Here is a 23,125-nt window from a genome sequence, read left to right as displayed (position 1 = left end):
CCCCCCAGGAGGCAGGGTGGTGCGTCTCTGGTCACTCGGGTGGTGGGCTGGGCGGGATCCTGATGGCTCGAAGCGCGTGCGTCGTGATCTGCGAATCCTGACTCGTGAAGGGTTGACGGATCTTCGTCGTGCCGCGATCGAGCAGGGCTTCGCTGGGCGCGGTTGGCGGGAAGGGCACGGAAGTTTCGTCAACGAGTCGGCGTTCATCTGGGTTTCTGGCGGCCTCGAACTGGACGGGGTCATGATCTGTGACCTGATCATTGTTCAGCATGAGTTCAAAGATTACGAGAGCAGGGGGACGGCGGTGCAGACGGGTAAGGTAGAGGTGCGTCGGCATCGTCTGGATATCCGACTGGCTGACTGGCGTCGGTTGCGTCGAGCATCTCGTGCGGATGAATGGGATGCATATCATGCTCTCGAATCGACGCTCCCGTTCGACCTCCGCGAAGTCGGCGAATGGGGGTCGGAAGAGTGAAGTCAGGAGCGGGCAACGTGAATGCGAGCCGGATCACTGGCCGAGGTTTCGGCGAATCGGTACTGCTCGCCGAAGGTTCGCCGATGAGTGCGGTGGGCAGCGCGTCGTCCAGGTGGCGGCCGACCGCGAGGCGCAGGTGACCGACGACGATGCGGACCGTAAACGGCCGGTCTGCCTACAACTCCGGGCCCTGCTCCGCGCGAGTCGGTGGTCGAACGGTCGGCGGCTCTGAGATCGACACCACCGCAGCCGGGGTGCGGGGATAGCGGTCGTGAGAGTGTGGTGTCCACGGTGTTCTTGGGGCGCACCGCCACGGGGGCTGCCCACGAACGCGGTGCTGCTCAGCGCCGCGGCGGACCGGCCCGCAGGTCGTTGTCAGCGGGCCTCAGGATTGTCGGTCCGTGTCTTCTCGCGGGGTCGAGCCGAACTGAGCGTCCCATCGGCTCAGGATGCTGTCCACCTTCGGTGCCAGTGCGCGCCACCGCTCGGCGATCGGTGCCAGGTGCTCGACCATCTTCTCCCGCGAGCCGAACAGGAACACCTCGCTGACCGACAGCGCCGCGTCGATCTTGCGCAGGTCGTCAGAGCCCAACCAGTCATGGCCTGGAGGGAACCGGCGCGGTCGAAGAGCGGGCCCAGGTGTCGGGCCAGTTGCCACACGTGGCGGTGCAGACCGGTGTCCGCTGCCGCCTGCACGGTCGCGCGCAGACACCTCTGCTCGGCGTGGAACCACGCCCACGCCTCCTCTGCGGTCGCTGGTACAACGGTGTGCCTGCCGGGCTGCACCGGTCCGGGCAGGCTCGGCCTGCGGTAGGGCCAGAGCTTCCCGGCGATCGACTCCGAGGTGTACAGGTGCATGGTCACCAGCCTGGTCACCGAGGCTTTCCGCTCGCCGGGCCCGGCGTCGAGTTCGGCGGCGTGCAGCCGGACCAGGTCGTACATGCGGTAGCGGCCGGGCTCGTGCTCCTGGAGCAGGGAAGCGCGTTCCAGCGTCCGCAGGATCGTCGTCGCCTGCTGCGTGGTGAGATCGGCCAGGCACGCGGCCGAGGCCGCGCTGAGGTCCGGCCCGGGCGCGGTGCCGAGGAGCCCGAACATCCGCGCCTGCTCGTCGGTGAGGACGCTGGTGGACCACGACAGGACCGTCCGCACGCTCGCCAGGTCGTCGTCGTCCAACTCGCCGAGCCGGGTGGCGGCGTCGGCCGGCTGGGCGGAGAACGAGGCGAGGGAGAACGACGGGCGGGCCCGTGCGCGGCCGGCGACGACGCTGAGGGCCAGCGGCAGCCCCGCGCAGTACGCGACCAGGTCGTCCGCAGCACCGGGTTCGGCCGCGACGCGGCCGGCGCCGATCCGCTCGCGGAGCAGCACACGGGCCTCGTCGTCCGGCAGCGCTTCGACCAGCACCTGCTCGGCCCCGCGAGTGGTGACCAGCGCGGTCAGGCGGTGCCGACTGGTGACCAGGGTCGTGCAGTTGCCACCGGGCAGCAGCGGGGTGACCTGCGCGGTGTCGGCGGCGTTGTCGAGCACGACGAGCACCCGCCGGCCGGCGGTGAGGCTGCGGAACAGCGATGCCTGCGCGTCGAGGTGCAGTGGCACGGCCGCGTGGTCCACCCCGAGCGCGTGCAGGAACCCCTGCAACGCCGCCGTGGGTGCGACCCCGGGCTGCCGGACGGGTCGAAGCCGCGCAGGTCCACGAACAGCTGGCCGTCCGGGAAGCGGTCCGCGTTGCGGTACGCCCAGTGGACGGCGAGCGTGCTCTGCAACTTCGCGCCGACGTCGCTGCCCTCGGCTTGTGATTCGCGAGCAAGGGCCTGGCCTCGAACGTGTACCGTGGCGTCTCCCGTGCCGCTGCCGCCTCGCAACGCCTCGATGTCGCCGGATTCGGGGCCGGGTACGTGGGAGCCGCCGGGTTGAGCGACCTGGACGGACCACGGAGAGGTTCGTTGGATGCGGCGTCGCCCGCGCCGGCCAGACCGCTGTACAGCGGCGCACCGTGCCGGACCAACCCGGACGAGCTGGGCGCGTTCGCCGCTTGCTCGTACCAGAACCCGATTGATCCCAGTTGGCTGGCCTTCTGCCACAGCTTCCCGGCCGCGTGCCAGGAGGCGAAGGCGCGCAAGAGCCCGGGCCTGGGCACGCGCAGCAACGACCACAAGGGTTCTCCGCGTTCCGGTGGGGGCAAGAAGAGCGGCAAGTCCAACTCGGGTTCCGGCTATCCGACTGCGCCCAACGGTGACTACGAGACTCCGGACGGGCTGTGGCACCGGCCGAACGGGAAGGGGTGGGCGTACTTCTGATCGACGCTCGTTGATGCCGCGCTGACGTCGTGCGGGCACATCGAGGCCCGCACGACGTTTCGGAGAAGCGGATCAGCTCCGGGGTGGGCTGTCCGGAAGGTGGGTGATGGTGTGGTCGTCGGTGATCGAGGCGAGGCGGGCGACGAGCCGGTCGACCTGATCGGCCTCTCTGTCACGTCCCTGCCGGCGGTACATCTGCCGGGCTTCCTGCCACGCGGTGCGGGCTTCGCGGCGACGGCCGAGGGCGAGGTAGGGGTGACCGATGCGGTGCAGGATGTTGGCCGCGCCGTGGAGGTGTCCGATGTCGAGGCGCATCTGAAGGGCTCGTCGGTAGATCTCGATCGACCGTTGGTGGTTGCCCGTGCGGTGGTCGATGTAGGCGAGTGTGTCGAGCGCGTGGGATTGGCTGCTTTCCTGCCCGTACTTCCGGTGTAGGACAAGGGCCTCATCGCAGTTGCGGCGGGCGAGGTCGTAGTTCCCGAGGTTGGCCGCGTACGTGCCCGTCGCGTTCAGGGCGAATGCCCGCATCGGCTCGTTGCCCACCTGCGTGTACAGCCGGACTGCTTCCGAGGCGTGCTGGAGTGCCTGGTGGTCCTGTTGCTGTAGCTCGTGGGAGCGCCCGATCATCAGGTGCGCCAGTGCCTCGTACCCGTGGAGTCCCGCGTCCCGGGCGCGCGCGAGCGCCTCGTGGAGGTGAGGAGCGGCTTCGCGGTGCAGGTCCAGTTGGGAGCACGCGTCGCCCAGGTGGATGCGGACGACTATCCCACCCACTGGGTCGGGCATCCGTTCCAAGGAGGAGAGGGCGGTTCGCCACGCGGCCAGGTCCTCGTGGCACCGCCCTCGCCGGAGGTGGAAGTTGACCATGGCCCAGGCCAGCTTCCAGGAGGCTTCGTCACCTTCGTCGCAGGCGGTCTTCTGGGCTGCCAGCAGGTTGCGGTGTTCGGTTTCGAACCAGTCGAAGGCCGAACGCAGGTCCGTCAGGGGGAGCGGGGTCGAGCCGGGCGGCGCGGGGTCGACCTCCAGTGCTTCCCGGGCCGGGACGAGGAGGTGTTTGGCTTGACGTGCGGTGTGCAGGTAGAAGCTGATCACCCGGAGCAGTGCCTGGTGTCGCTCGTCCGCCGGGACATCGCGGAGGGCTGCGGCCATGGCGTGGCTGCGGACGAGGTCGTGCATGGCATAACGGCCGTCCGCGTCCTGGCGCAGGAGTGACGCCTCTTCGAGTTGGCGGAGAACTCGTCTGGCGTGGGCGGGTGGCCGGCCGATCAGGTTCGCCGCCGCCGGAAGGCCGATGTCGGCTCCGGGAGCGATGGCGAGGAGTCCGAGCGCCGACTTGTGCGTGGCGGGAAGTGCCCGGTACGACCAGGAGAGCACGGCGGGCAGGCTCGACGCGGGGTCGTCCTCGGCGAGTGCGTCCACGCCGAGTTCTCGGAGGTCGGTGACCAGTTCGCCCAGCGACACCTGCGGATGGGCCAGGGCGCGGCTGGCGATGACGGCCAGCGCCAGCGGGAGACCTCGGCACAGGGCGATGACGTGGTCGACCGGTTCGGCGTTGTCGTCGGCCCGGCGGCTGCCGAGCCGCCGGACGAGCAGGGCGCGGGCCTCGTCGTCGGGCAGGACGTCGAGCGGCAGGTGACGTGCGCCGTGCCGGGTGATGAGGGTGTGCAGGGTCCGACGACTCGTCACCACGGTCGTGCACGAGTCCCCACCCGGTAGCAGGGGCTCGACCTGGGCCGAGTCCGCGGCGTTGTCGAGCACGACGAGCATCCGCCGGCCGGCCACGATGGTTCGGTACAGGGCGGTCTGGGCGTGCAGGTCGACCGGGATGCGGGCTGGTTCGACGCCCAGGGCAACGAGGAACCCCCGGACGGCCGCGATCGGTTCCATGGGGGTCCCGTCGGGGCTGAAGCCGTGCAGGTCCACGAACAGTTGGCCGTCGGGGAAGGCGGCGAGGTGATCCTGCGCCCACCGGAGCACGAGCCAGGTCTTGCCGATCCCACCCGTGCCGCCGATCGCGGACACGAGGACGGGGCCGGCCCCGGGTGCCTGGCCGAGAAGCGCGATCTCGGCGGCCCGCCCGACGAACTGGTCGGGCAGGGCGGGGAGTTGGCGAGGCACGACCGGGTCGTGGGCGGGTCGGTGGACGTGCACGCCGCCGTGCACCGCTCCGGCCTGGACGACCGCCCCGACACCGGCGGTGTTCACCTCGTTGGCGGTCTGCGCCTCACGAGGTTGCGGAGGCGTCGGCTGCCTCGGCCTTCTGCCGGATGTCGACATGAGCGGTACCCCTGGGCGGCTGGAAGCGGTGGAACACCTCGCAACATCCGCTCGAACCCTGTCCGATCCGGTGCTTGATCGCAATAGGCGGCTCCGGCAGTGGCCGTTCGGATGCCCTGCGGGCGGTCGCGGACCTCGTGCGCGACTTGTCGGACATTTTCGCGTAATCTTCTGTTCCGCCCCGCAACGCGGATTCGTTGATTTCCGCAAAGCGTCCGGTTCGGTGGAACCGGAAGAAATGGCGGAAGTTTTGTTCTGCCTGGACTTCTGCGTGGTCGACTGCCTTTCCGGGCCTCTACGTTTCTCTCGTGGCCGAAAGGCGACGCCGCGAGGAATACGGCCTCCGGATCCGCAACGGGCTTCGGATGAAGCGCGTCTGACCAGGAGAAGAACAATGGCGAACGACCAGATCAACCCCATCTCCGACGACGTCGAGATCACCGCTGTCGTCGAGCTCGACGACGCCGACCTGGACACCGTTGCGGGCGGTTACGGCGAGTACGGCAGCGGGCGTCGCCTGCCCCGCGCGTGAGCTGACTGCCAGTCGGGCTGTTGTGCCGGTAGCGCTGCAGCAGCCACGCCGCACGACGACGGGCGCGTCGGGAAACCGGCGCGCTCGTTCGCGTTCTTCCACCGGGTCCGCGTTCCCGGTCTACCGAGGAGGAGCCGGTGAAGTTCCGCAAACGCGCCCTTGACTCGTTGGCGTCGCCGGAGCAGTTGGACGAGGTCGCGCAGCTCGCCCCGGTGCCCGCCTGGTTGACCGCGCTCGCCCTGACCGCAGTGGTGGTCGGCGCGGGTGCCTGGTCGGTCTTCGGCACGGTGCCCAAGACCGTCTCCGCGCCCGGTGTGCTCACCCGCGCCGGTGGTGTGTCCACTGTGGACGCCACGCGCGCGGGACTGGTGACCGCCGTCCTGGCTCGTTCCGGCGAACGGCTGGAGCAGGGCCAGGCCCTCTACCGGCTGACCGACCCCGACGGCCGCACGCTCACCGTCGGCTCGCCCTGGACCGCGTACGTGGTCGGCACGCTGGTCTCGCCCGGCCAGTGGGTGGCGGCCGGGACCGGTGTCGCCACCCTCGAACGGCTCGACACGTCCGACGACCGGGTGCGTGCCGTGGTCTACGTCCCCGCCGCGTCGGCGCGGTCGGTGCGCGTCGGGATGGCGGTCGAGTGGACCGGCGCGTCCGGTGTGGTGCGTGAGGTCGGCTCGTTCCCGGAGACCGCCGACTCGCTGCGCGCCTTCCTCGGCCGGACCCGCGACGTCACGCCCTTCCTGGCCGCCGGCCCGGTCGTGGCGGTCACCGTCGAGCCGTCCGGCGACCTCGACCGGTGGGGCTCGCAGGGCGTCGTCACGGCCCGCATCACGCTCGCCGACGAACGCCCGGTCGACTGGCTGCTCACGTGACCGCCGTCGCCGAGCGGACCGCGCGCCCCACCCGCCGCCGGGTCCGCACGCCCACGCTGGTCCAGATGGAGGCGACCGAGTGCGGCGCGGCCTCGCTGGGCATCGTGCTGTCCCACTACGGCAGGCACGTCCCGTTGGAGGAGCTGCGCCGGGACTGCGGCGTCGGCCGGGACGGCTCCACCGCGTCCGGCCTGGTGAAGGCCGCGCGGCGGCACGGGATGACCGCCAAGGGCAAGCAGTGCGGGATCGCGGGCCTCGGCGAACTGCGGCTGCCCGCCGTCCTCTACTGGCGGTTCGAGCACTTCCTGGTGCTGGAGGGTATGGACCGCCGCCGGGTCCGGCTCAACGACCCGGCGCTGGGACCCCGGGCCGTCCCGTGGGACGAGTTCGAGCGCTCCTACACCGGCATCGCCATCGACCTGGAACCCGGGCCCGCGTTCCGGCGCGAGGGCCGGCGTTTCAGCCTGCTCGCGGCGGTCCTGCGGCGGTGGCGCCACCTCGGGTCGGTGGTCCCCCTCACCGTGCTGCTCGGGGTGCTCGTCGCGGTGGTGGGGATCGCGTTCCCGGTGCTGTCCCGGGTGTTCGTCGACCGGGTCCTGCTCGGCGGGGACACCGGCGTGACAGCCGGTCTGGTGTCGGCGCTGGCGATCGCGGCGGTGCTCACGTTCGTCGCCGCGCTCGTGCAGCGGCTCCTGCTGGTCCGGGCGGAGACCGCCGTCGCGCTCAGCGGGGCCGCCCGGTTCTTCCGGCACGTCCTGCGGCTGCCGCAGGCGTTCTTCGACCAGCGGCAGGCCGCCGACCTCGCCCACCGGGTCGAGACGAACGACGCGGTGGCCGAGGTGTTCACCCGGCGGCTCGCCGCGACCGCCGTCGACCTCGCCCTGGTGCTGGCCTACGGCGTCCTGCTCTGCTGGTACGACCCGGTGCTGGGGCTGTGCGCCACGGCGTTCTCCGGGCTCAACGTCGTGGTGCTGCGGTGGTTGTCGGGGCTGCGCACGGCCGCCGTCGCCGGGGTCCAGGCGGAGCGCGGACGCTGGTACGCCGGCGTCGTCTCCACGATCGCGATGATCGAGACGACGAAGGCGAACGGGCACGAGGACCTGGCCTTCCGGCAGTTCGCCGCCCGTCAGGCCGCGGTGAGCGGAGGTCGGCAACGGGCCGGGGTCCCGGCCGCCGTGCTCGGCGTGGTCCCGGCGCTGGTGATGGCGGTGACCACCGCCGTGCTGCTGACCGTCGGCAGCGGGCTGGTGCTGGAGGGGACGCTGACCGTGGGCCTGCTCGTCGCGGTGCAGGGCCTGGTCACGGCGATGAACCGGCCGATCGACGATGTGAGCGAGGCCGCCGCCCGCGTGGCGGAGGTCGGCGTCGACGTCCGGCGGCTGCTCGACGTCGAGCGCTACCCGGTGTCCCCGGCCCCGCCGGACCCCGTCACGGGCGTGCCGGTGGAGGGCCGGGTGGTGGTCGAGTCGGTCACCTTCGGCTACAACCCCTCGGCCGCGCCGCTGCTGACCGACTTCTCCCTGGAACTCCTGCCCGGTGCCCGGGTGGCGCTCGTCGGCGGTTCCGGCAGCGGCAAGTCGACGGTGGGCAGGCTGGTCGCCGGCCTCCACCGGCCGTGGCGCGGGCGCGTCACGATCGACGGGTACGACCTCGGCGACCTGGACCCGGACCTGCGGGCGGCGACCACGGCGGTGGTCGACCAGGACGGGGCGCTGTTCCAGGGCACCGTGCGCGACAACGTGACGTTGTGGGACCCCACCATCGGCGATGACGAGGTGCTCGCCGCGCTGGCCGACGCGCAGGTCCTGCACGAGGTGGCCCGGCGGCCCGGCGGCCTGGACGCCCCGGTGCGCCAGGGCGGCCGGAACTTCTCCGGCGGCCAGCGGCAACGCCTGGTCATCGCCCGCGCCCTGGCCCGGCGGCCCCGGCTGCTGGTGCTCGACGAGGCCACCAGCGCCCTGGACACCGCGACGGAGGCGCTCCTCGACGCCGAGATCCGGCGACGCGGGGCGACCTGCCTGGTGGTCGCCCACCGGCTGGCCACCGTCCGCGACTGCGACCTGATCGTCGTGCTGGCCCACGGCCGGGAGGTCGAACGCGGCACGCACGACGAGCTGCTCGCCCGTGACGGCGCCTACGCCGACCTCATCCGGCACCACGACGCCCCGGAGGTGACGCCGTGACCCACTGGGACCTCCTCACCGCCTCGGCGTCGGCGGCGACCGCACAACCGCGCCGGCTCGACGGGTGGCGGCTCGCCTACCTGGTCGAGGGTGGCCCGGTCGACGTCTTCGCGGTGCGTGAACTCCCCGACGGCAGGCGGTCCCGCCGCCAGTTCGTGGCGCGGTGCCCGCAGTTCAGCGCCGTGCCGCCGCCGACCCTGACAGGCGAGTGGCAGCTCCGGGCCGTGCCGCTGCCCGGGGCGTACCTGCGCGAACTCGACGCCCCGGCGTTCCCGGGGTGGGCCGCCGCGCTCGCCCCGGCGCTGGACCGGGCCTTGCAGGCGATGTCCGGCCGGACCCGGCCGGCGCACCCGCCGCGTGACTGCGAGCCGCTGCGCCCGGGAGCGCTCGCCTCCGGCCGGTCCGCGCTGTGCGCCCGACGCCCGCTGTGGCTGCGGGCCGCCGGCGGGTTCCGGGTCAACGGCGGCGACGTGGTCACCGCCGGGCGGGACGCCGTCCTGCTCGCGGTGGGGGACTGGGTCCGCGCCGAGGACGACTGCGTCTTCGCCCTCCGCACCACGGAGGACGTCCTGCGCGCCGGCGGGCTCACCGACGTCGTCGGCGGCTACCTGACCCGGCGGGCCTGGGCCGCCGTGGACGAGGCACGGGCAGACGACGAACGTCTCCTCGCCGCGCTCGCCGAACGCCGGCGTGCCCACCGGTCCGCGATCGCCGCGACCGCCCACCGCGCCCTGGGCGAACTGGGCCTGGGCTCCCGCACCGCCCCGGCGGGCCAGAACGGCGGCGGGCTCCGCGACGTGTTGCGCGCGGTGACCGGGTGGCGGCGGTGAGCGCGCCGCCGGAGGACCCGTTGGCGGTGCTCCAGGCACGCGCCCGGCAGTCCGGGGTCCGCCTGCGCCGGACCCGGCTGGACCGGGGCTGGCAGCGGCGCGACGTCGGACCGCTGATCGGCCGGCGCACCGACGGGGGCGCGGTGCCGCTGGTGTTCGCGCGCGGTCGCTACCACGTGGTCGATCCCCTGACCCGGGCGCGCACGCCGGCGGACGTGGACCAGTTCACCGACAGCGCCGCCGTCCCGCACCTGCCGCTGCCCGCTCAGGCCCGCCTGCGGGACCTGCTGCGCAGGGGCTTCACCGGCAACCGCCGTGACCTGCGCGGGATGCTCGTGGCCGGTGCGCTCGTCGCGGTCCTGCACCTGGCGACCCCGCTGGTCATCGGTCAGGTGCTCGGGGGACTCGTCCGGGGCGACCTGCGCGGGATGGCCTGGGACATCGCCCTCTACCTGACGACCGCCGTGGCGGCGGCGCTGCTGGAAGTCGTGCTGAACCTGAGGGCTCTGCGGTTCGAGGACCGGTTCGAGGCCAACCTGCACCTGGCGTTGTGGGACCGGCTGCTCCGGCTGCCCACCGGGTTCTTCCGGGGGACGACCAGCGGTGCGCTGGCCAACCGCGTGCTCGGCGTCGCCCAGGTGCGCCAGGCCCTGGACGGGGTGCTCGCCAGGGCGCTCCTCGCGGTGTGCACGGCCTGCGCCGGGCTCGGGCTGCTGCTCGTCGTGGAGTCCGCGCTCACCCGGGTCGGGGTCGGGCTGGTCGTCGGCACGGCGCTGGTGAGCACGGCGCTCGGCGCGGTGGTCGTGCGCCGCCAACGGGCCGCGTTGCCGGCCGAGCACCGTGCCGCCTCGGTCACCGACGAGGTGCTGGCCGGCGTCACGACGATCAAGACCGCCGCCGCCGAACCCCGGGCGTTCAGCCGGTGGGCGGAGGCCGCGGTGGCGGCGCGGGCCGGGGTGCAGGGCGTGCGGCGGGTCCAGGCGGGGTTCGCGGCGCTGGTCACGGCGTTGCCGATCAGCGCCCACCTGGTGCTGCTGGCGGTGGTGTCGGGTCCACTGAGCGGGCAGGTGCCGGCCGAACGGTTTTTCACCGCCAACGCGGGCCTGGCGCTGCTGGTGCAGGCGGCGATCACGCTGTGCGCGGCCGGGATCGACGTCGCCGCCGCGCTGCCCCGCCTGGAAGAGGTGTCCGACGTGCTCACCGCGTCACCGGAGAGCGAACCGGGCGCGCGGCAGGTGGACCTCGCCGGCGAGGTCGAGGTCCGCGACGTGACGTTCCGCTACCCGGGCTCGGACGCCCCCGTGCTCGACGGCGTCTCCCTCCACGTCCGGCCCGGCGAGTTCGTCGCCCTCGTCGGACCGAGCGGATCGGGCAAGTCGACCCTGCTGCGGCTGCTGCTGGGGTTCGAACGGCCCGACACGGGGGCGGTGCACTACGACGGGCAGGACCTGGCGGGGCTCGACGTGGGGGCGGTGCGCCGCCAGTGCGGGGTCGTCCTCCAGGACGGGCGGCTGTTCGGCGGCACCCTGCGCGAGAACATCTGCGGCGCCGACCCGTTGCCGATCGAGGCGGTGTGGGAGGCGGTCCGGCTGGCGGGGCTGGAGGAGGACGTCGACCGGCTGCCGATGGGGCTGCACACCGTGGTGCCGTTCGGGGGCGGCACGCTGTCGGTCGGCCAGCGCCAGCGCGTGCTGATCGCCCGCGCGCTGGCGACGAAGCCCCGGGTGCTGTTCCTCGACGAGGCCACCAGCGCGCTGGACAACCGGACCCAGGAGATCGTCACCGCCGGCACCCGCCGGTCGGCCGCCACCCGCGTGGTCGTCGCGCACCGGCTGTCGACCGTGCGGGACGCGGACCGGATCTTCGTGATGGACGGGGGTCGAGTCGTGCAGGCCGGCACGTTCGCCGAGCTGTTCGCCGACACCGACGGCCTGTTCCACCGGCTGGCGGCGCGACAGGTGGTGGGGGAGCCGTCCGGGCACCCGGTCGGCGGGTCGGCGGAGCGCGCCGCGCTGGAGGTCGGCTGACGCCACTGCCCTGACTGCCCGAACGTGGAACGCCCTTCTCGTTGCGCTGCAATGCGTCGGGCCGGAGGTCGTGGTGCGCGGCGCGATCCCGGATTTCCCCCAGCCCCGGCAGGGACGCTGGACCTCCGGCGAAGCGACCCGAGTGGGCCGCCGGCATCACCGACGCGAAGGTGCGCACCGACGCGAAGAAGGGTCGGGTCGTGCTCGTGTCGGCCGGTTCCGGCGGTGTCGCCAAGATCGACCGGGACAGCGGCGAGGTGCTCTGGAGTTCCACGGTCCCACGCCGCGCGAACGCGCACTCGATCGAACTGCTGCCCGACGGGCAGATCGTGGTGGCGGGCAGCGGTGACGGCACCACGGGCAGGGGTGGGGCGCTGTACTTCTTCCCCGCGACCGACCGCAAGCACAACAGCCACACGCGGCCGATCGACTTCCCCGGTGCCCACGGCGTGGTCTACAACGACGGACGGCTCTGGGCGCTCGGGTACGGCTCGCTGCGGCAGTACGACATCCGCAAGCGGTCCCTGGCGGAGGCGTCACCGAGGATCACCACGTTCTGGGCATTCGACGAGAAGGCGGGGAAGGTGACGAAGGAGAAGGTCGGGCACGGCCACGACCTGGCGACGATCCACGGTACGGAACGGCACGAAATGTGGATCACGAACTCCCACCACGTCTACCGGTTCGACAAGTACAAGGTCGCGGAGCAGTCGCCACGGCGGCTCACGGACGGCCGTGACGGCAGGTGGGTGAAATCGGCCGGCAACCGGGTCGACGGGACGACGTTGCAGACCCGCCCGTTGGAGACCAACAAGGGCCAGTGCGCGGCGAAGTTCCAGACGCCGACGGTGTCGCTGTTCGACGGCAACGGCCGTGAACTGCCGTCGAAGACCCGGAAGGGCAGTTGCTTCTACAAGGCCCGGCCGGTCGTCTGGACGTACTACTGACGTTCCGCAGGCTGGATCGCAGGCCACTCCGGACTGCGGCCCCGGATCGCGTGCGCGGTCCGGGGCCGACAGGCCCGTCAGCGGTCAGCGGTCATCAGATGCAGAAGACGACGTCGAGGTAGCTGGCCTTGGCGTCGGCGGGCGGGAAGCTCGCCGATGGGGCGTACCAGCTGGCAGTCTCGCCGTTCTTGAGGACCTTCGAGTGGCAGGCCAGCACGTTCACCCACTTGTTCCCCCGGATGTCGGCGTACCACAGCGGCGCGATGTGGTGGGTGTAGTTGCTCCAGCAGTTGGTCCAGTACAGGTTCCAGCCGCCGCCGGAGGCCGGCTCGGAGTAGGCTCCGCACGGCAGCGCCGCCCCGGCAGCGGACGTCCGGCTCTGGCCCGAGGTGGTCAACTCGACCAGTTGGCCGGCTGCGTTCGCCGACGCGGCGACGGGTGCCGCCTGCTCCCCGCCGGGCACCGCGGTCGCAGCCGCCCCACCCATCAGCGTCCCCCCGACGATGGCGGCGGCCACGGCGGCGATGCCGACCTTCGCGCGGATCTTGTTGATCATGTCGTCCCCTTGGTCACGATCAGCCGATTTGTCACTTAATCGATCTGTGCAAGATCACCGATCACTTCGGTGACACGGCAATTCGGCCAGACGACGTGGTGGTGGTCAATAGGATGACCGGATACTGCAAAGAGGTCACCTTGGTGATTGAAGTGTGCTTCGCGGGCGCACGCGTGGGGCTGTACGCGCTCAAGCGACAGCGAGCCGTGGGTCTGCTGCCGCCCGATCAGCTCCGAGGCTCGTCCGCGATCACGCCGACCTGTTCCGGGTCGTCCGGGGCGGGCATGTGGCGGATGCTGTCGCTGCCCTTGTGGTCGTGGGTGCGGCTGTACCGGGAGTCCAGCACCCTCGCCATCTTGTGCGCCGCGCCGGCGTACGCGTCGTCCACGGTGGCCGCGTGGTGGGTGACCGCGACCGGCTGCTTGCCCCCGGGCCGTGCCTCGATGACGCACTTCTTGTCTTCCGGCTTGCCGGCCGCGTCCTCGCTGAGGTGCACCTCCACCCGGGTCAACCATCCGCTGAACCGGGACAGGCCGTTCTCCAGGTCGGTGGTCACATAGGCGGCCAGCCGTTCGCCACCGTGGATGCTGTGGTCGGTGTTGACCTGGATCTGCATGAGCACCCTCCGAAACGGGACAACAAGGAACCCAGTCCGTACCACGGGACCGGCCGGTCCAAACCCGATTCCGTCGCGCACGATCGGGCTATTCGCCGTGAGGCCCGCAGGCAGGTGCAACCGGGGTGCAGGCCGTTGATCGTCGCCCGGCGTGCTCCGGGGCACCGGCCGGGAAATGCCGCCGAGTGGGGATGCGAAGGTCGCTACGTGGTTGCCGGGGCGGCGAGCCGGTTCGGCTCGCCGCCCTTGGTGCACCGACGGATCAGACGATCCTGATCGCTTCCATGCGGACTCCCCCCGGGTGGTTCGGGAACCGGAAGTCGGTGTTCTTCCCGATCGGGGTGGCGGGCTGCCACCTGCCGTCCCCGAACCACTGCACGCGGTTGTTGCCGGTCCAGATCCGGTCGAGCCAGGTGCCGCCGGGGTAGTGGGCCGTGCCGCCGTTGGCGTAGCAGTGGATGAACTGGGGTCCCCTCTGGTGCGCGTACACCCAGAGGAAATCGTCCCGGTTGCACGAAACGCGGTTGATCGGCAGCGGCGCGGCCGTCGCGGTGGCGGCGGGAAGCGCGGCCATCACGGGGATCGCCGCAAGTGCGGCGATGACCGCCCGTTTGACTATCTGTCTCATGTGAAGTTCCTCCGTGGACTGCGGAAAACGTGACGGTCACCGCCCTGGGGTCGAATGTCCGTCAGGTGAACCATATCGGCAGAATTGGCGTTCAGGTGGCCCGCAGTCTTTTCGGGCAAGGAGGCTGCACTTTGGTGCAGAGGCTCTGACGTTGGATCATCCGCTTGGCTGTTTGATCGGGGCGTCGATGTTGTCGATGCGTCCCGAGGTCGACCGTCGAAATTCTTGTACGCGCAGAATGATTGACTCGGTGATGCGCGCCTCCTGGAGGGGGCCGCAGGGTTGGGTTTGCCTTCGAGGTTTGCGCGCAGGGCGCGCACTCGACGACCGGGGGGCGTGTCTGGTGGTCAGCTTCGGGTGAAGCGGACGGACCACAGTTGGAACGTGGTGGTGTTGCCGGGGTCGACGCGGAAGCCGGCCACGGTGCAGTACGGGTCGCTGAAGACGACGGCGGTGGCGTCGGTCTGGTTGGAGGCGCTGAGGATCAGCGGAGTGAGGGTGTAGCAGGCTCCGATGGTCGGGTCGTTCAACTCGCCGTATCCGTTGAGCAGGTCGGAGGTGTAGAACGTGCCGTTGGCGACGTCGGTCGAGGCGGACGCCGGGATCGCGGTGGTGCAGAGCAGCAGCGCGGTCGCGCTCAGTGCCGCCGATGCGGTGCGGATCGCGTGTCTCATGTGGACTCCTTCGACTGGTGGGCGCCCTTCTTCCGTCGGTTTCGAGGACGTGGTCGACCGCGATGTGCCGGGAACGGTCTATGCCGTTGAGGCGGCGACGGTGGCGGCCGGCGGAGGAGTGCCCGACGGAGGAAGAGGCCGCACGGAGGCGGGGTGGTGCCCGGAGAGGCGAAGTCTGCCGGGTGGAAGCACAGCGTGCGCTCCGTTCGTCGGCATCTCAATCGTCCATCCGGGTGTCGATCTCCGGGCGTGTCGTCGGCGAAGGGCGGGTACGCCCTGAAAGTGGATACTTCTCCGTGCGGCTGTCGCCGGACCGCGACCCGTCACGACCGTTCGGCGTGAACTCGGTACCTCCACGCCCTCGGTCCGGAAGCTCCCGTTGACGGTCAGGCGTCCGTCTCGGCAGAGGAGGTGCACCTCCTTGAACTGGTGGAGGAATTGCGTCGCCGGAACCCGTGCTTCCAGATACGATCCGGGAACCCCGCTGAGGTGACGAGGACCGGTTATGACGACCGATTATGTCGAGATTCCGGAGCTGTCCACCTACTACCTGGAGGACAGCTTCGTTCTCGCCATTGAACAGGCCCCGTCCGAGCTGCGCTTCCGAGTCGAACTGGTCCTCACCGAGTCTCACCCGTTGTACCGACCGGCGGCTCCGGACAAGCAACACTGCTACGCCGACGGCTGGCTCATTCTGTCCGAGGCCGCCCGTGTCGAGTGGGCGTGGAGGTCCTACCAGGTCTTCACCGATGCAAATGGGGAGATCGACCTCGACAACATCGACTACCTCAAGCGGGTCGGCGACCACTGGCTGATCGGCGGTTCCTGGGGCGAAGCGCGCGTCTACACGTCGAATGACCCGAAGGTGCTGGTCGACGAGTAGAGCGCGGCCGGTGGCGCTGCCCCTTGCACGGCGCGCGTCGTCGCCGCACCCCGCGGCGCTTGTCGGAAGGCGCAAGGAGTTTTCAGCAGGCTAAGTGTGGTGCAGTCCGCAGGAGTGCGGAAGCAGGTCCGGCAGCCTGGCCATGATCATCCTCAGGCCGGGACTCGACGGCCGCTGACCGGCGAACCTGCTTCTTCGCACCGGCTGGCCACCTCAACCCGGGTGGGTCGAACTCCGGTCATCTGAACTCGTGCACGACCTCGATTAACCCGACCAGGTGGGTGTTGAACTCGTCAAGTTCATCTGCTGGTACCCACAATTCCAGGATGGTCCGACCTCCGGCCTGCCGAACCGGGTAGCGCTGGAGGAACTCGGAGTCGACCCGGAAACGGGTCACGTAGCCGACTCCGCTGTGGGGGACGTTCCAATCCCGGGCGATCTGGATCGCGTAATCCTCATTGAGCACGGGGTAGAAGATCGGCTGATCCGGAAGCCGGGGTGGCCAAGCGCGCCAGCCGGACTGCCGGACGAGTTCCAATTCCTCCGGACCGGTAGGGCGCCAAAGCACGGTAGTCGGCGTCTTCCGGTCTTTGGTCACCGTGTGCCTTCCTGTCGCTTGGCCGACTCCGTCGGCTCTTCGTCGTTGCACCCTACGGGGCGTTGATCTCGTTGCCAAACCATTTCGGGGCCGCCCGGAGCGCAGTTGTGCAGTTTCGATCACCCCGATGGGCGAACGAGCAGAGGGTGGGATGCCGATTGCCCGAAAGCGCCCTGGATCGGAGGCGTGAGGGCAGGGTTTCGCAACCACCGGGCCGGGTTGGCTTAGCGTCGGGGCGTCATGCCAGGACCCGGCAGGAGGTTGCTCCGATGACCAGGACGGCGTTTCTGTTCCCAGGCCAGGGTGGTTACCTCCCCGGCGCGCTCGCGGAGTCGCGGGACAGCCACCCGGAGGTGGCCGAGGTCGTCGCGGAGTTGGACGCGGTGGCGCGGAGCTTCGGGCGTGCGGAGATCTCGTCGGTGCTGTGCGACCCGGATGCTCCGGGTGCCGACGTGTTGGCTGAGAGCGACCCGGAGACGCTGCACCTGGCCCTCTACGGCATCGCGGTCGCCTCGTTCCGGCTCCTCGTCGCGTCCGGCCTGCGTCCGGACGTGCTGATCGGCCACAGCTTCGGCGAGATCGCGGCTCTGGCGGCGGCCGGCGTGTTCACCGTCGAGCAGGGTGCCGTGTTGGTCGCACACCGGGACGAAGCGCTGCGTCGGCACGGTGGCGTGGCGGGCGGCCTGGTGGTTTTGGGCACGGGGTACCGGCGTGCCCGCCACCTGCTCGGCGCGGTCGATTCGTGGGAACTTGCCGTTGCCGTCGACAATTCACCGGACCAGGTCGTGGTTTCCGGGCCGGACGCCGAACTCGGCGCGCTGGTGAGCGCCGCTGAGGCGCTCGGGATCAGCGTCACCAGGCTCCCGGTGGGCTACGCGTTCCACAACAGTCGCCTGCTTGCGGCAGCGGCCGAGGACTTTGCGGAGCGGGCTTCCTCGATGCTCAAGCGGCGTCCGCGCATACCGGTCTACTCGCCGATTCTGAGCCGGTACCTGGACGGGCCGGGCGACGTGGACGCGTTGATCGCCGACCAGTTGGTCCGTCCGGTGCGATTCCTCGACGCCGTGCGGACCGTGCACGCCGACGGTGTCCGGAGCTTCGTGGAGTGCGGTCCCCGGTCCACGTGCCGTGACCTGGTCGACCGGATTGTGCCGCACGTCAACACTGCTGTCGTGCCGCGCGGGTCCGTCGAGGAAGAAGCCGCCCCGCCGGTGCCCGAACCCGCGCGACGGCGTCCCGAGGACGAGGCGAGCGTGCTGGAGAAGGCCCGGGAGATCTACGCGACGGCGCTGGGCTACCCGCACGAGGTGCTGCTGCCCGACGCCGACCTGGAAGGTGATCTGGGCGTCGACAGCGTGAAGCAGACCGAGCTGGTGATGCGGGTCCTCAAGACCTACGACCTGGCTGTGGACGGCGAAGCGCCGAGGCCCGCCGGATACCCGACGCTGCGATCCGTCGCGCAACTGGTCGGCGACCTCGCCGCGCGACGCGAGGTGGCGTGATGCCGCTCTCGGATCCCGTCGCTGTCGTCGGCATGGGGATCGTGGTGCCCGGCGCGGCCGACCCCGACGAGTTCTGGGCACTGCTGGGGCAGGGGCGCAGTGTCGTCGACGACCCGGGGGAGCGGTGGCCGCGTGCCGGGAACTTCCTCTCACCCGACTCGGACGCCGAGGACCGCGCCTACACGTGCCGTGGCGGGTTCGTCCGGAACCCGGAGCTGAACCCCACTGCGAGCGCCGAACCGGACGCGGTGGTCCGCTGGCTGCGGCACTCGATAGCGCAGGCGTACGCGAACATCGCGGTCGGCGCGGGGGATCGGGTCGCGGCCTACGTCGCAACCACCGCCGACGCCAACGAGGCGTTCGAGGAGACGCTCCTGGTCGACGTGGCCGCGCGGCGGATCGCCGCTCACTGGCCGGGCTCCGAACGTGCGGCGGATGTGCTGGAACTGGTGCGCAAGCAGTTGCGCGTGCACTACCCGAACGCCTCGGACCACCTCCGCGCTCACGCGCCGCACGAGGCGTTGCGCGCGTCGATCGCCGGGTTGCTCCCCGAGTCGACGCCGGTCGTGGGCGTCGACACCGCCTGCTCGTCGGGCCTGTACGCGGTGGACCTGGGCGCCAAGGCCCTCCTCGCCGGTGACGTCGACGTCGCGGTGTGCGCGGGCGTCCAGAACCTCACCATCCGCAACTGCGTGGAGTTCTCCAAGCTCGGCGGCCTGAGCCGCCTGGGTCACGTGCGTTCGCTCGGCGACGACGCGGACGGCACCCTGTTCGCGGAGGGTGCCGCCACAGTCGTGCTCAAGAGCCTGGCCAAGGCGCGTCGTGACGGTGATCCGGTGCTGGCGGTCCTCGGCGGGTTCGGCGCGGCCTCGGACGGCAGGGGCAAGGCCGTCTTCACACCGAGCGCGAGCGGGCAGCAGCGGGCGCTGAGCCGTGCGTGCGAGGCCGGCGCGATCGCCGTCGACGACCTCGACTGGTGCGTCGCGCACGCCACGGGCACCCCGACCGGCGACGGAGTGGAAATCGGTGTGCTGAACGGGAGCCTGACCACCCGGGGCCACCTGTGCACGTCCACCAAGGCGGTGCTCGGGCACACCGGGTGGGCGGCCGGGACGGTGTCGCTGATCCACGCGATCCTCGGCCTGCGCAACAACGTGGTGCCGGCCCACAACCCGATCGGTGACGTCCGCGCCGAACTGCGGGACGCCAAGGTCACCGTCCCCCGGACGCCGGTCGCCTTCGCCACTCGGCCGGACCGCCCGCGCGCGGTCGGTGTCGCGGCCTTCGGCTTCGGTGGGACGAACGCCTACCAGATCGTCCGCGACGAACCCCGTGCGGGACAGGCGGTACCGCGCTCCGGGCCGGCCCGGGACGACGACGGTGTCGTGCTCGTCGCCTGGTCCGCCCACCTGCCCGGTTCGCCTTCGTCGCACGACGTCCTCGCCAGGGCCCGCGCCGGGCTCGCCCTGTCCGACGCCTCGTTCGGCCCCGCGCACCCCGAGCTGCCCGCCGGGGCCGGGCGGCTGACCCCGATCACCGTGCGGACCGTCGACCGGACCCAGTTGATGGCACTCGCGGTGGCCCACCGGTTCGCCGCCGAGCACGGCGCGCTGTGGGGCGGACTCACCGAGACGATCGGTGTCTTCACCGCGCACAGCGGCCCGCCGGATGTGCTGGGCGACGTCACGATGCGCGCTTACCGCCACGACTTGACCGATCTGCCGGTGACGCTCGACGGCCTGAGGCCCGACCACTGGGCGCGCGCAGTCGCGGACGCTGTCGCCGCCCTGCGCCGGGAACGACCGCCCACCAACGAAGACACGCTCGCGGGGCACATGCCGAACGTGGTGCCGGCGCGCATCGCCGCCCACCTGGACCTCCACGGGCCCGCCGTCACCCTGGACGCCGGGACGTCGTCCACCCAGTTCGCCGTGCACACCGCGATCCGGTACCTGTCCACGCGGGAGGTGGACCTCGCGCTGGTGCTGGCGCTCAACGGTGCCACGACCGACGAGGCCGCGAGCTGTGCAGGGGCGCGACCGGGCGAACTCGCCGAGGGCGCGTTCCTGTTCGCACTGGCGAGGTCCGGTGACGCGGCGCGGCACGGCTGGCCGGTCGTGGGCACGCTCTCCTCCGACCTGCACGGGCGTGCATCCGCCACGCGTCGGCCGCGCCGGCGCACGTACTCGGCCGCTGAGGGTGCCGTCGACCTGGTCGAGCTGGTGGCCCGTGATCAGACCGGAACGCTCTCCGAGGCACCCGCCATCACTTTCACCCCGGTCACGGCCCCGGCGGCCGGCACCGGAGCGACCACCACCCCGGCTGCTACTCCTGGAGCGACCACCGCGCGTCACGTGACGTTCTGGGAACGCCATCCGGCCTCGGAGCGCACGCCGGAGCCGTCGTCCGCGCCGGATGCAATTCTCACTGACGAGGTGACGGCGGGCCTGCTCGACCCCACGGCTTCCGTCTTCGTCCTGCGTGGAAACGAAGATCCCGTCACCGCTGTCGACCGATTGCCCGGCTCGCTCCGGCACCTGCGGGTGATCGTGGCGCGGGCGGGGCAGGACGTGGCACCTCCGTCCGCCCTGCGCCTGCACGAGGTGCTCTTCCTTGCCGTGCAACGCAACCACCGGACGCTGGGCGACGGTGGGTCGATCGGCGTTGCGGTCCTGGACGAGCTGTCCGCTGGTGTGCCCGCGCCGCACACCGGGCTGTTCACCGGATTCGTCAAGAGCATGGCGTGGGAGCTTCCGGGCTGTGCCTCGCACACCACCATCACCGACGCCGATCCGGTGGGTGCACTGCAAGAACTGGCAACCGAACTCGTCCTGCGCGGTGGGCTGCCGGTCACCCTCCACCAGCGCGGTGTGCGCCATCGGCAACGCATCACCCCGGTCACGGGCACGACGGGAACGCTCCCGTTGCGCCCGGGATCGGTCGTGGTGGCCGTTGGCGGCGCACGCGGGATCACCGCCGCAGTGGTCGAAGCGCTCGCCCGGGACATCCCGCTGACCGTCTGGCTCCTCGGTTCATCACAGCCCGACGAGGTGCCACCGGAACTGCTCGCGGCACCGGATGATGACTTGCAGCGGCACCGGGCGGCTTTCATCGCCGAGCGGGCCGGCGGCACCGACCCGCGTCCGATCGCCGATCTCAACCGGGAGTTCGACCGTCTCGTCCGGGCACGGGAGACGGCCTGCACGGTCGCCCGGCTCCGGGAACGGCTCGGTGCCAAGGCGGTGCGGTACCTCCCGGTCGACGTCACCGACGCCGAGGCGGTGCGGCGGGCCGCCGCGACCGTCGCCGCCGAGCACGACGCGATCGACCTGCTGATCAACGGCGTCGGCCTGCACCGGCCCGCCGACCTCGAACGGAAGACCCTCGCGTCGTTCCGGCTGGTCCGCGACGTCAAGGTCGAGGGCTACCGCAACCTCAGGCAGGCTTTCCCCGACGTCCGGCTGTGGTGCAACTTCGGCTCGGTGACGGGGCTGGTCGGCCACCCGGGCGAAGTGGACTACTCGTCCGCCAACGACTTCCTGGCCCACGCCGCGCAGCACGGGCAAGCGGTTCACGGCCACGACGAGCACACGATTGCCTGGGCGATCTGGAAGGAGGTCGGCCTCGCCGCCGAAGAGTTGGCACGAGGTTTCCTGGACCGCGCCCGGCACTCGTCGGACATGTCGAAGGACGAGGGCGTCACGCACTTCCTCGCCGAACTGGCGCAACGGTCTCCGCGTGACGCCCTGGTGACGTTCATCGGGGAGCACGACCACCGGTCGTCGGCGCGACTGTTCCCCGGCTTCCTGCGCCACGGCCGGGCCGGGCACTTCCTGCGCGAACCTCTCGCGCAGCGGGGTGACCGGGCGACCTGGCGGCTCACCGTGGACCCGGGGACCGAGCGCTACCTCGCCGACCACCTGGTGGACGGCGTGCCGACGTTGCCCGGCACGATGCTCGTTGCGATCGCTGCCGAAGCGGCCGGGCACTTCGCCCCGGGCGTTCCTGTCCGGTCCTTCCGGGACATCCGCTTCCCGGTGTGGGTGCGTGGTCGGAAGGCGCGTGAATACGCCGTTGAAGCTGCGAGAGTCCCCGGTGGCGCGGTCCTGGTCCGCCTGCTGTCCCGCGTGACGACGCCGGACGGACGTCTGCTCAAGGAGCAGGAGCACTTCCGTGCCACAGTGGACACGGACCTCCCGCCCCCGCCCCAGGCGACGCGAACCGGGTGGTGGCGTGCCCCGAACGCGGAGCCGGTCCACGACCCTTACTACGGGGACGAATCGCGCGTGCGGTTGGCAGGCCCGTTCCGGCCGACTCGGAACCGGGAGACGCACGACCTCGGCGCGACCGCCCTGTGGCAGCCGGATGTCGACGGGCTGCCCGAGGTGTTCGCCGAACTTCCGATCCCCAGTCTGCTGCTCGACGCTCTCGCCAGGACCAAAGCCCTCCACGTGGTGGACGGCGTGCACCAAGTGATCATCCCCACGCGCGTGCGCCGCATCGAGTTGGAGATTCCGGCGAGCGACGCGGAGCTGGCGAGCCTGTACCCGGACGGGATACAGCTGCACTGGACCGGACCCACCGCGACCTGGTCCGCACTGGCGTCCGATGGTTCGCTGGTTGCCCGCATCATCGACATGGACACCGCACCGTTCGGTCAGGTGCGGCACAGAGCGACACCACTTGTCGAGGACAGCCGTGTGTACCGAGCGGACACTTCGACCTCGCAGTGAACGTGGTCGGACGTCGACGCGGTGGAGACGCTGGGACGGCGATGTCGTACCCGCCTTATATGGTTCGGGCATGAGCCAGTCGATCCAGTTCACCGACCTCAACTTCAAGCTCGCCGTGGTCCAGGAACTGATGTACAACCAGGGCCTCCTGCCGAAGTTCCGCCTGACCGTGCACGCCGCCGAGCAGGGCTTCACCTACGACGCCGCGAGCGTCGAGGCGGTGCCCGAGGCCCTCGCCTACTTCGAGGCGCTTGAGGTCCCCGTCGAGCTGGCGGAGAAGGTCACCGAGATCGAGATGGACGGCGGCAACGACATCTACCTCCAGATCGCGCCGAACTGGGACGGTGAGGACGATCTGTTCGACGTGGACGAGTTCGCGGACGTGCAGCACTTCCCCAACCTGAAGTCGATGACGCTGCTCTTCACGGGCAACGAAGAAGCGCTGGAGATGCTGCGCGCTCGCGGCATCGAAGCCGACTGGCTCTGACCCGGCCGCTGCTG

At 71.0% G+C, this 23,125-nt stretch carries 19 protein-coding genes; 12 read left to right on the top strand and 7 right to left on the bottom strand.

Annotated elements, in window-relative coordinates:
• The first annotated feature begins 16 nt into the window (after positions 1-16).
• Positions 17-475, top strand: a complete 459-nt coding sequence (locus tag AB0I60_RS02710; RefSeq protein ID WP_360725445.1) for a hypothetical protein — start codon at positions 17-19, stop codon at positions 473-475.
• A gap of 444 nt (positions 476-919) precedes the next feature.
• Here the strand turns inward: AB0I60_RS02710 and AB0I60_RS02705 are convergent, their stop codons facing one another.
• Positions 920-2,110 (bottom strand): NB-ARC domain-containing protein, encoded by a 1,191-nt coding sequence (locus AB0I60_RS02705; protein WP_360725443.1) that lies wholly within the window; start codon positions 2,108-2,110, stop codon positions 920-922.
• A 305-nt stretch (positions 2,111-2,415) separates the two neighbouring features.
• Between AB0I60_RS02705 and AB0I60_RS02700 the strand changes: the two genes are divergently transcribed.
• Positions 2,416-2,769, top strand: a complete 354-nt coding sequence (locus tag AB0I60_RS02700) for a hypothetical protein (RefSeq protein WP_360725441.1) — start codon at positions 2,416-2,418, stop codon at positions 2,767-2,769.
• Between the two features lie 72 nt (positions 2,770-2,841).
• Here AB0I60_RS02700 and AB0I60_RS02695 read toward each other — a convergent pair whose 3' ends face one another.
• Positions 2,842-4,971 (bottom strand): tetratricopeptide repeat protein, encoded by a 2,130-nt coding sequence (locus AB0I60_RS02695; RefSeq protein ID WP_360725440.1) that lies wholly within the window; start codon positions 4,969-4,971, stop codon positions 2,842-2,844.
• 466 nt (positions 4,972-5,437) lie between these two features.
• On the opposite strand from AB0I60_RS02695, the gene AB0I60_RS02690 reads away from it, so the two are divergent.
• From AB0I60_RS02690 to AB0I60_RS02665, 6 genes are all read left to right on the top strand, one after another.
• Positions 5,438-5,575: a hypothetical protein gene (locus AB0I60_RS02690; protein ID WP_360725438.1), complete on the top strand. Its 138-nt coding sequence runs from the start codon at positions 5,438-5,440 to the stop codon at positions 5,573-5,575.
• A gap of 137 nt (positions 5,576-5,712) precedes the next feature.
• The gene (locus AB0I60_RS02685) at positions 5,713-6,447 is read left to right on the top strand and encodes an HlyD family efflux transporter periplasmic adaptor subunit (RefSeq protein ID WP_360725436.1); all 735 of its coding nucleotides are present in this window, start codon (positions 5,713-5,715) and stop codon (positions 6,445-6,447) included.
• Positions 6,444-8,630 carry a cysteine peptidase family C39 domain-containing protein gene (locus tag AB0I60_RS02680; protein ID WP_360725434.1) on the top strand — a complete coding sequence of 729 codons (2,187 nt, stop codon included), beginning with the start codon at positions 6,444-6,446 and terminating at the stop codon, positions 8,628-8,630. Before AB0I60_RS02685 ends, AB0I60_RS02680 begins: the two co-directional genes overlap by 4 nt.
• A complete protein-coding gene (locus AB0I60_RS02675; protein ID WP_360725432.1) occupies positions 8,627-9,460 on the top strand; it encodes a hypothetical protein in 834 nt (277 codons plus the stop codon). Before AB0I60_RS02680 ends, AB0I60_RS02675 begins: the two co-directional genes overlap by 4 nt.
• On the top strand, positions 9,457-11,487 hold the full coding sequence (locus tag AB0I60_RS02670) for an ATP-binding cassette domain-containing protein (protein WP_360725430.1): 2,031 nt from the start codon (positions 9,457-9,459) through the stop codon (positions 11,485-11,487). Before AB0I60_RS02675 ends, AB0I60_RS02670 begins: the two co-directional genes overlap by 4 nt.
• A gap of 170 nt (positions 11,488-11,657) precedes the next feature.
• Positions 11,658-12,434, top strand: coding sequence for a DUF6528 family protein (locus AB0I60_RS02665; protein ID WP_360725428.1), 777 nt, complete (start codon positions 11,658-11,660; stop codon positions 12,432-12,434).
• 94 nt (positions 12,435-12,528) lie between these two features.
• Here the strand turns inward: AB0I60_RS02665 and AB0I60_RS02660 are convergent, their stop codons facing one another.
• From AB0I60_RS02660 to AB0I60_RS02645, 4 genes are all read right to left on the bottom strand, one after another.
• Positions 12,529-12,990, bottom strand: coding sequence for a hypothetical protein (locus AB0I60_RS02660; RefSeq protein ID WP_360725426.1), 462 nt, complete (start codon positions 12,988-12,990; stop codon positions 12,529-12,531).
• Positions 12,991-13,216: 226 nt separating this feature from the next.
• A complete protein-coding gene (locus AB0I60_RS02655) occupies positions 13,217-13,606 on the bottom strand; it encodes an HPF/RaiA family ribosome-associated protein (RefSeq protein ID WP_360725424.1) in 390 nt (129 codons plus the stop codon).
• A gap of 262 nt (positions 13,607-13,868) precedes the next feature.
• Positions 13,869-14,234, bottom strand: coding sequence for a hypothetical protein (locus tag AB0I60_RS02650; RefSeq protein WP_360725422.1), 366 nt, complete (start codon positions 14,232-14,234; stop codon positions 13,869-13,871).
• A gap of 347 nt (positions 14,235-14,581) precedes the next feature.
• Positions 14,582-14,908: a hypothetical protein gene (locus tag AB0I60_RS02645; protein ID WP_360725420.1), complete on the bottom strand. Its 327-nt coding sequence runs from the start codon at positions 14,906-14,908 to the stop codon at positions 14,582-14,584.
• A gap of 505 nt (positions 14,909-15,413) precedes the next feature.
• Between AB0I60_RS02645 and AB0I60_RS02640 the strand changes: the two genes are divergently transcribed.
• Entirely contained in the window at positions 15,414-15,791 is a 378-nt protein-coding gene (locus tag AB0I60_RS02640; RefSeq protein ID WP_360725418.1) for a hypothetical protein, read from the top strand.
• Between the two features lie 238 nt (positions 15,792-16,029).
• On the opposite strand, the gene AB0I60_RS02635 is transcribed toward AB0I60_RS02640, so the two are convergent.
• Positions 16,030-16,389, bottom strand: a complete 360-nt coding sequence (locus tag AB0I60_RS02635; RefSeq protein WP_360725416.1) for a hypothetical protein — start codon at positions 16,387-16,389, stop codon at positions 16,030-16,032.
• Positions 16,390-16,658: 269 nt separating this feature from the next.
• Between AB0I60_RS02635 and AB0I60_RS02630 the strand changes: the two genes are divergently transcribed.
• The 3 genes from AB0I60_RS02630 to AB0I60_RS02620 all read left to right on the top strand — a co-directional run bounded on the left by AB0I60_RS02630 (position 16,659) and on the right by AB0I60_RS02620 (position 23,111).
• Entirely contained in the window at positions 16,659-17,891 is a 1,233-nt protein-coding gene (locus AB0I60_RS02630; RefSeq protein WP_360725414.1) for an acyltransferase domain-containing protein, read from the top strand.
• The gene (locus tag AB0I60_RS02625; RefSeq protein WP_360725412.1) at positions 17,891-22,624 is read left to right on the top strand and encodes an SDR family NAD(P)-dependent oxidoreductase; all 4,734 of its coding nucleotides are present in this window, start codon (positions 17,891-17,893) and stop codon (positions 22,622-22,624) included. The genes AB0I60_RS02630 and AB0I60_RS02625 overlap by 1 nt, the downstream gene beginning before the upstream one ends.
• 70 nt (positions 22,625-22,694) lie before the next feature.
• Positions 22,695-23,111 carry a hypothetical protein gene (locus AB0I60_RS02620; protein WP_360725410.1) on the top strand — a complete coding sequence of 139 codons (417 nt, stop codon included), beginning with the start codon at positions 22,695-22,697 and terminating at the stop codon, positions 23,109-23,111.
• The last annotated feature ends 14 nt before the right edge of the window (positions 23,112-23,125 follow it).

This window comes from Actinosynnema sp. NPDC050436 (genome assembly GCF_040655415.1).
Lineage (GTDB): Bacteria > Actinomycetota > Actinomycetes > Mycobacteriales > Pseudonocardiaceae > Actinosynnema.
This window is presented reverse-complemented; position numbering and strand designations above follow the sequence as displayed.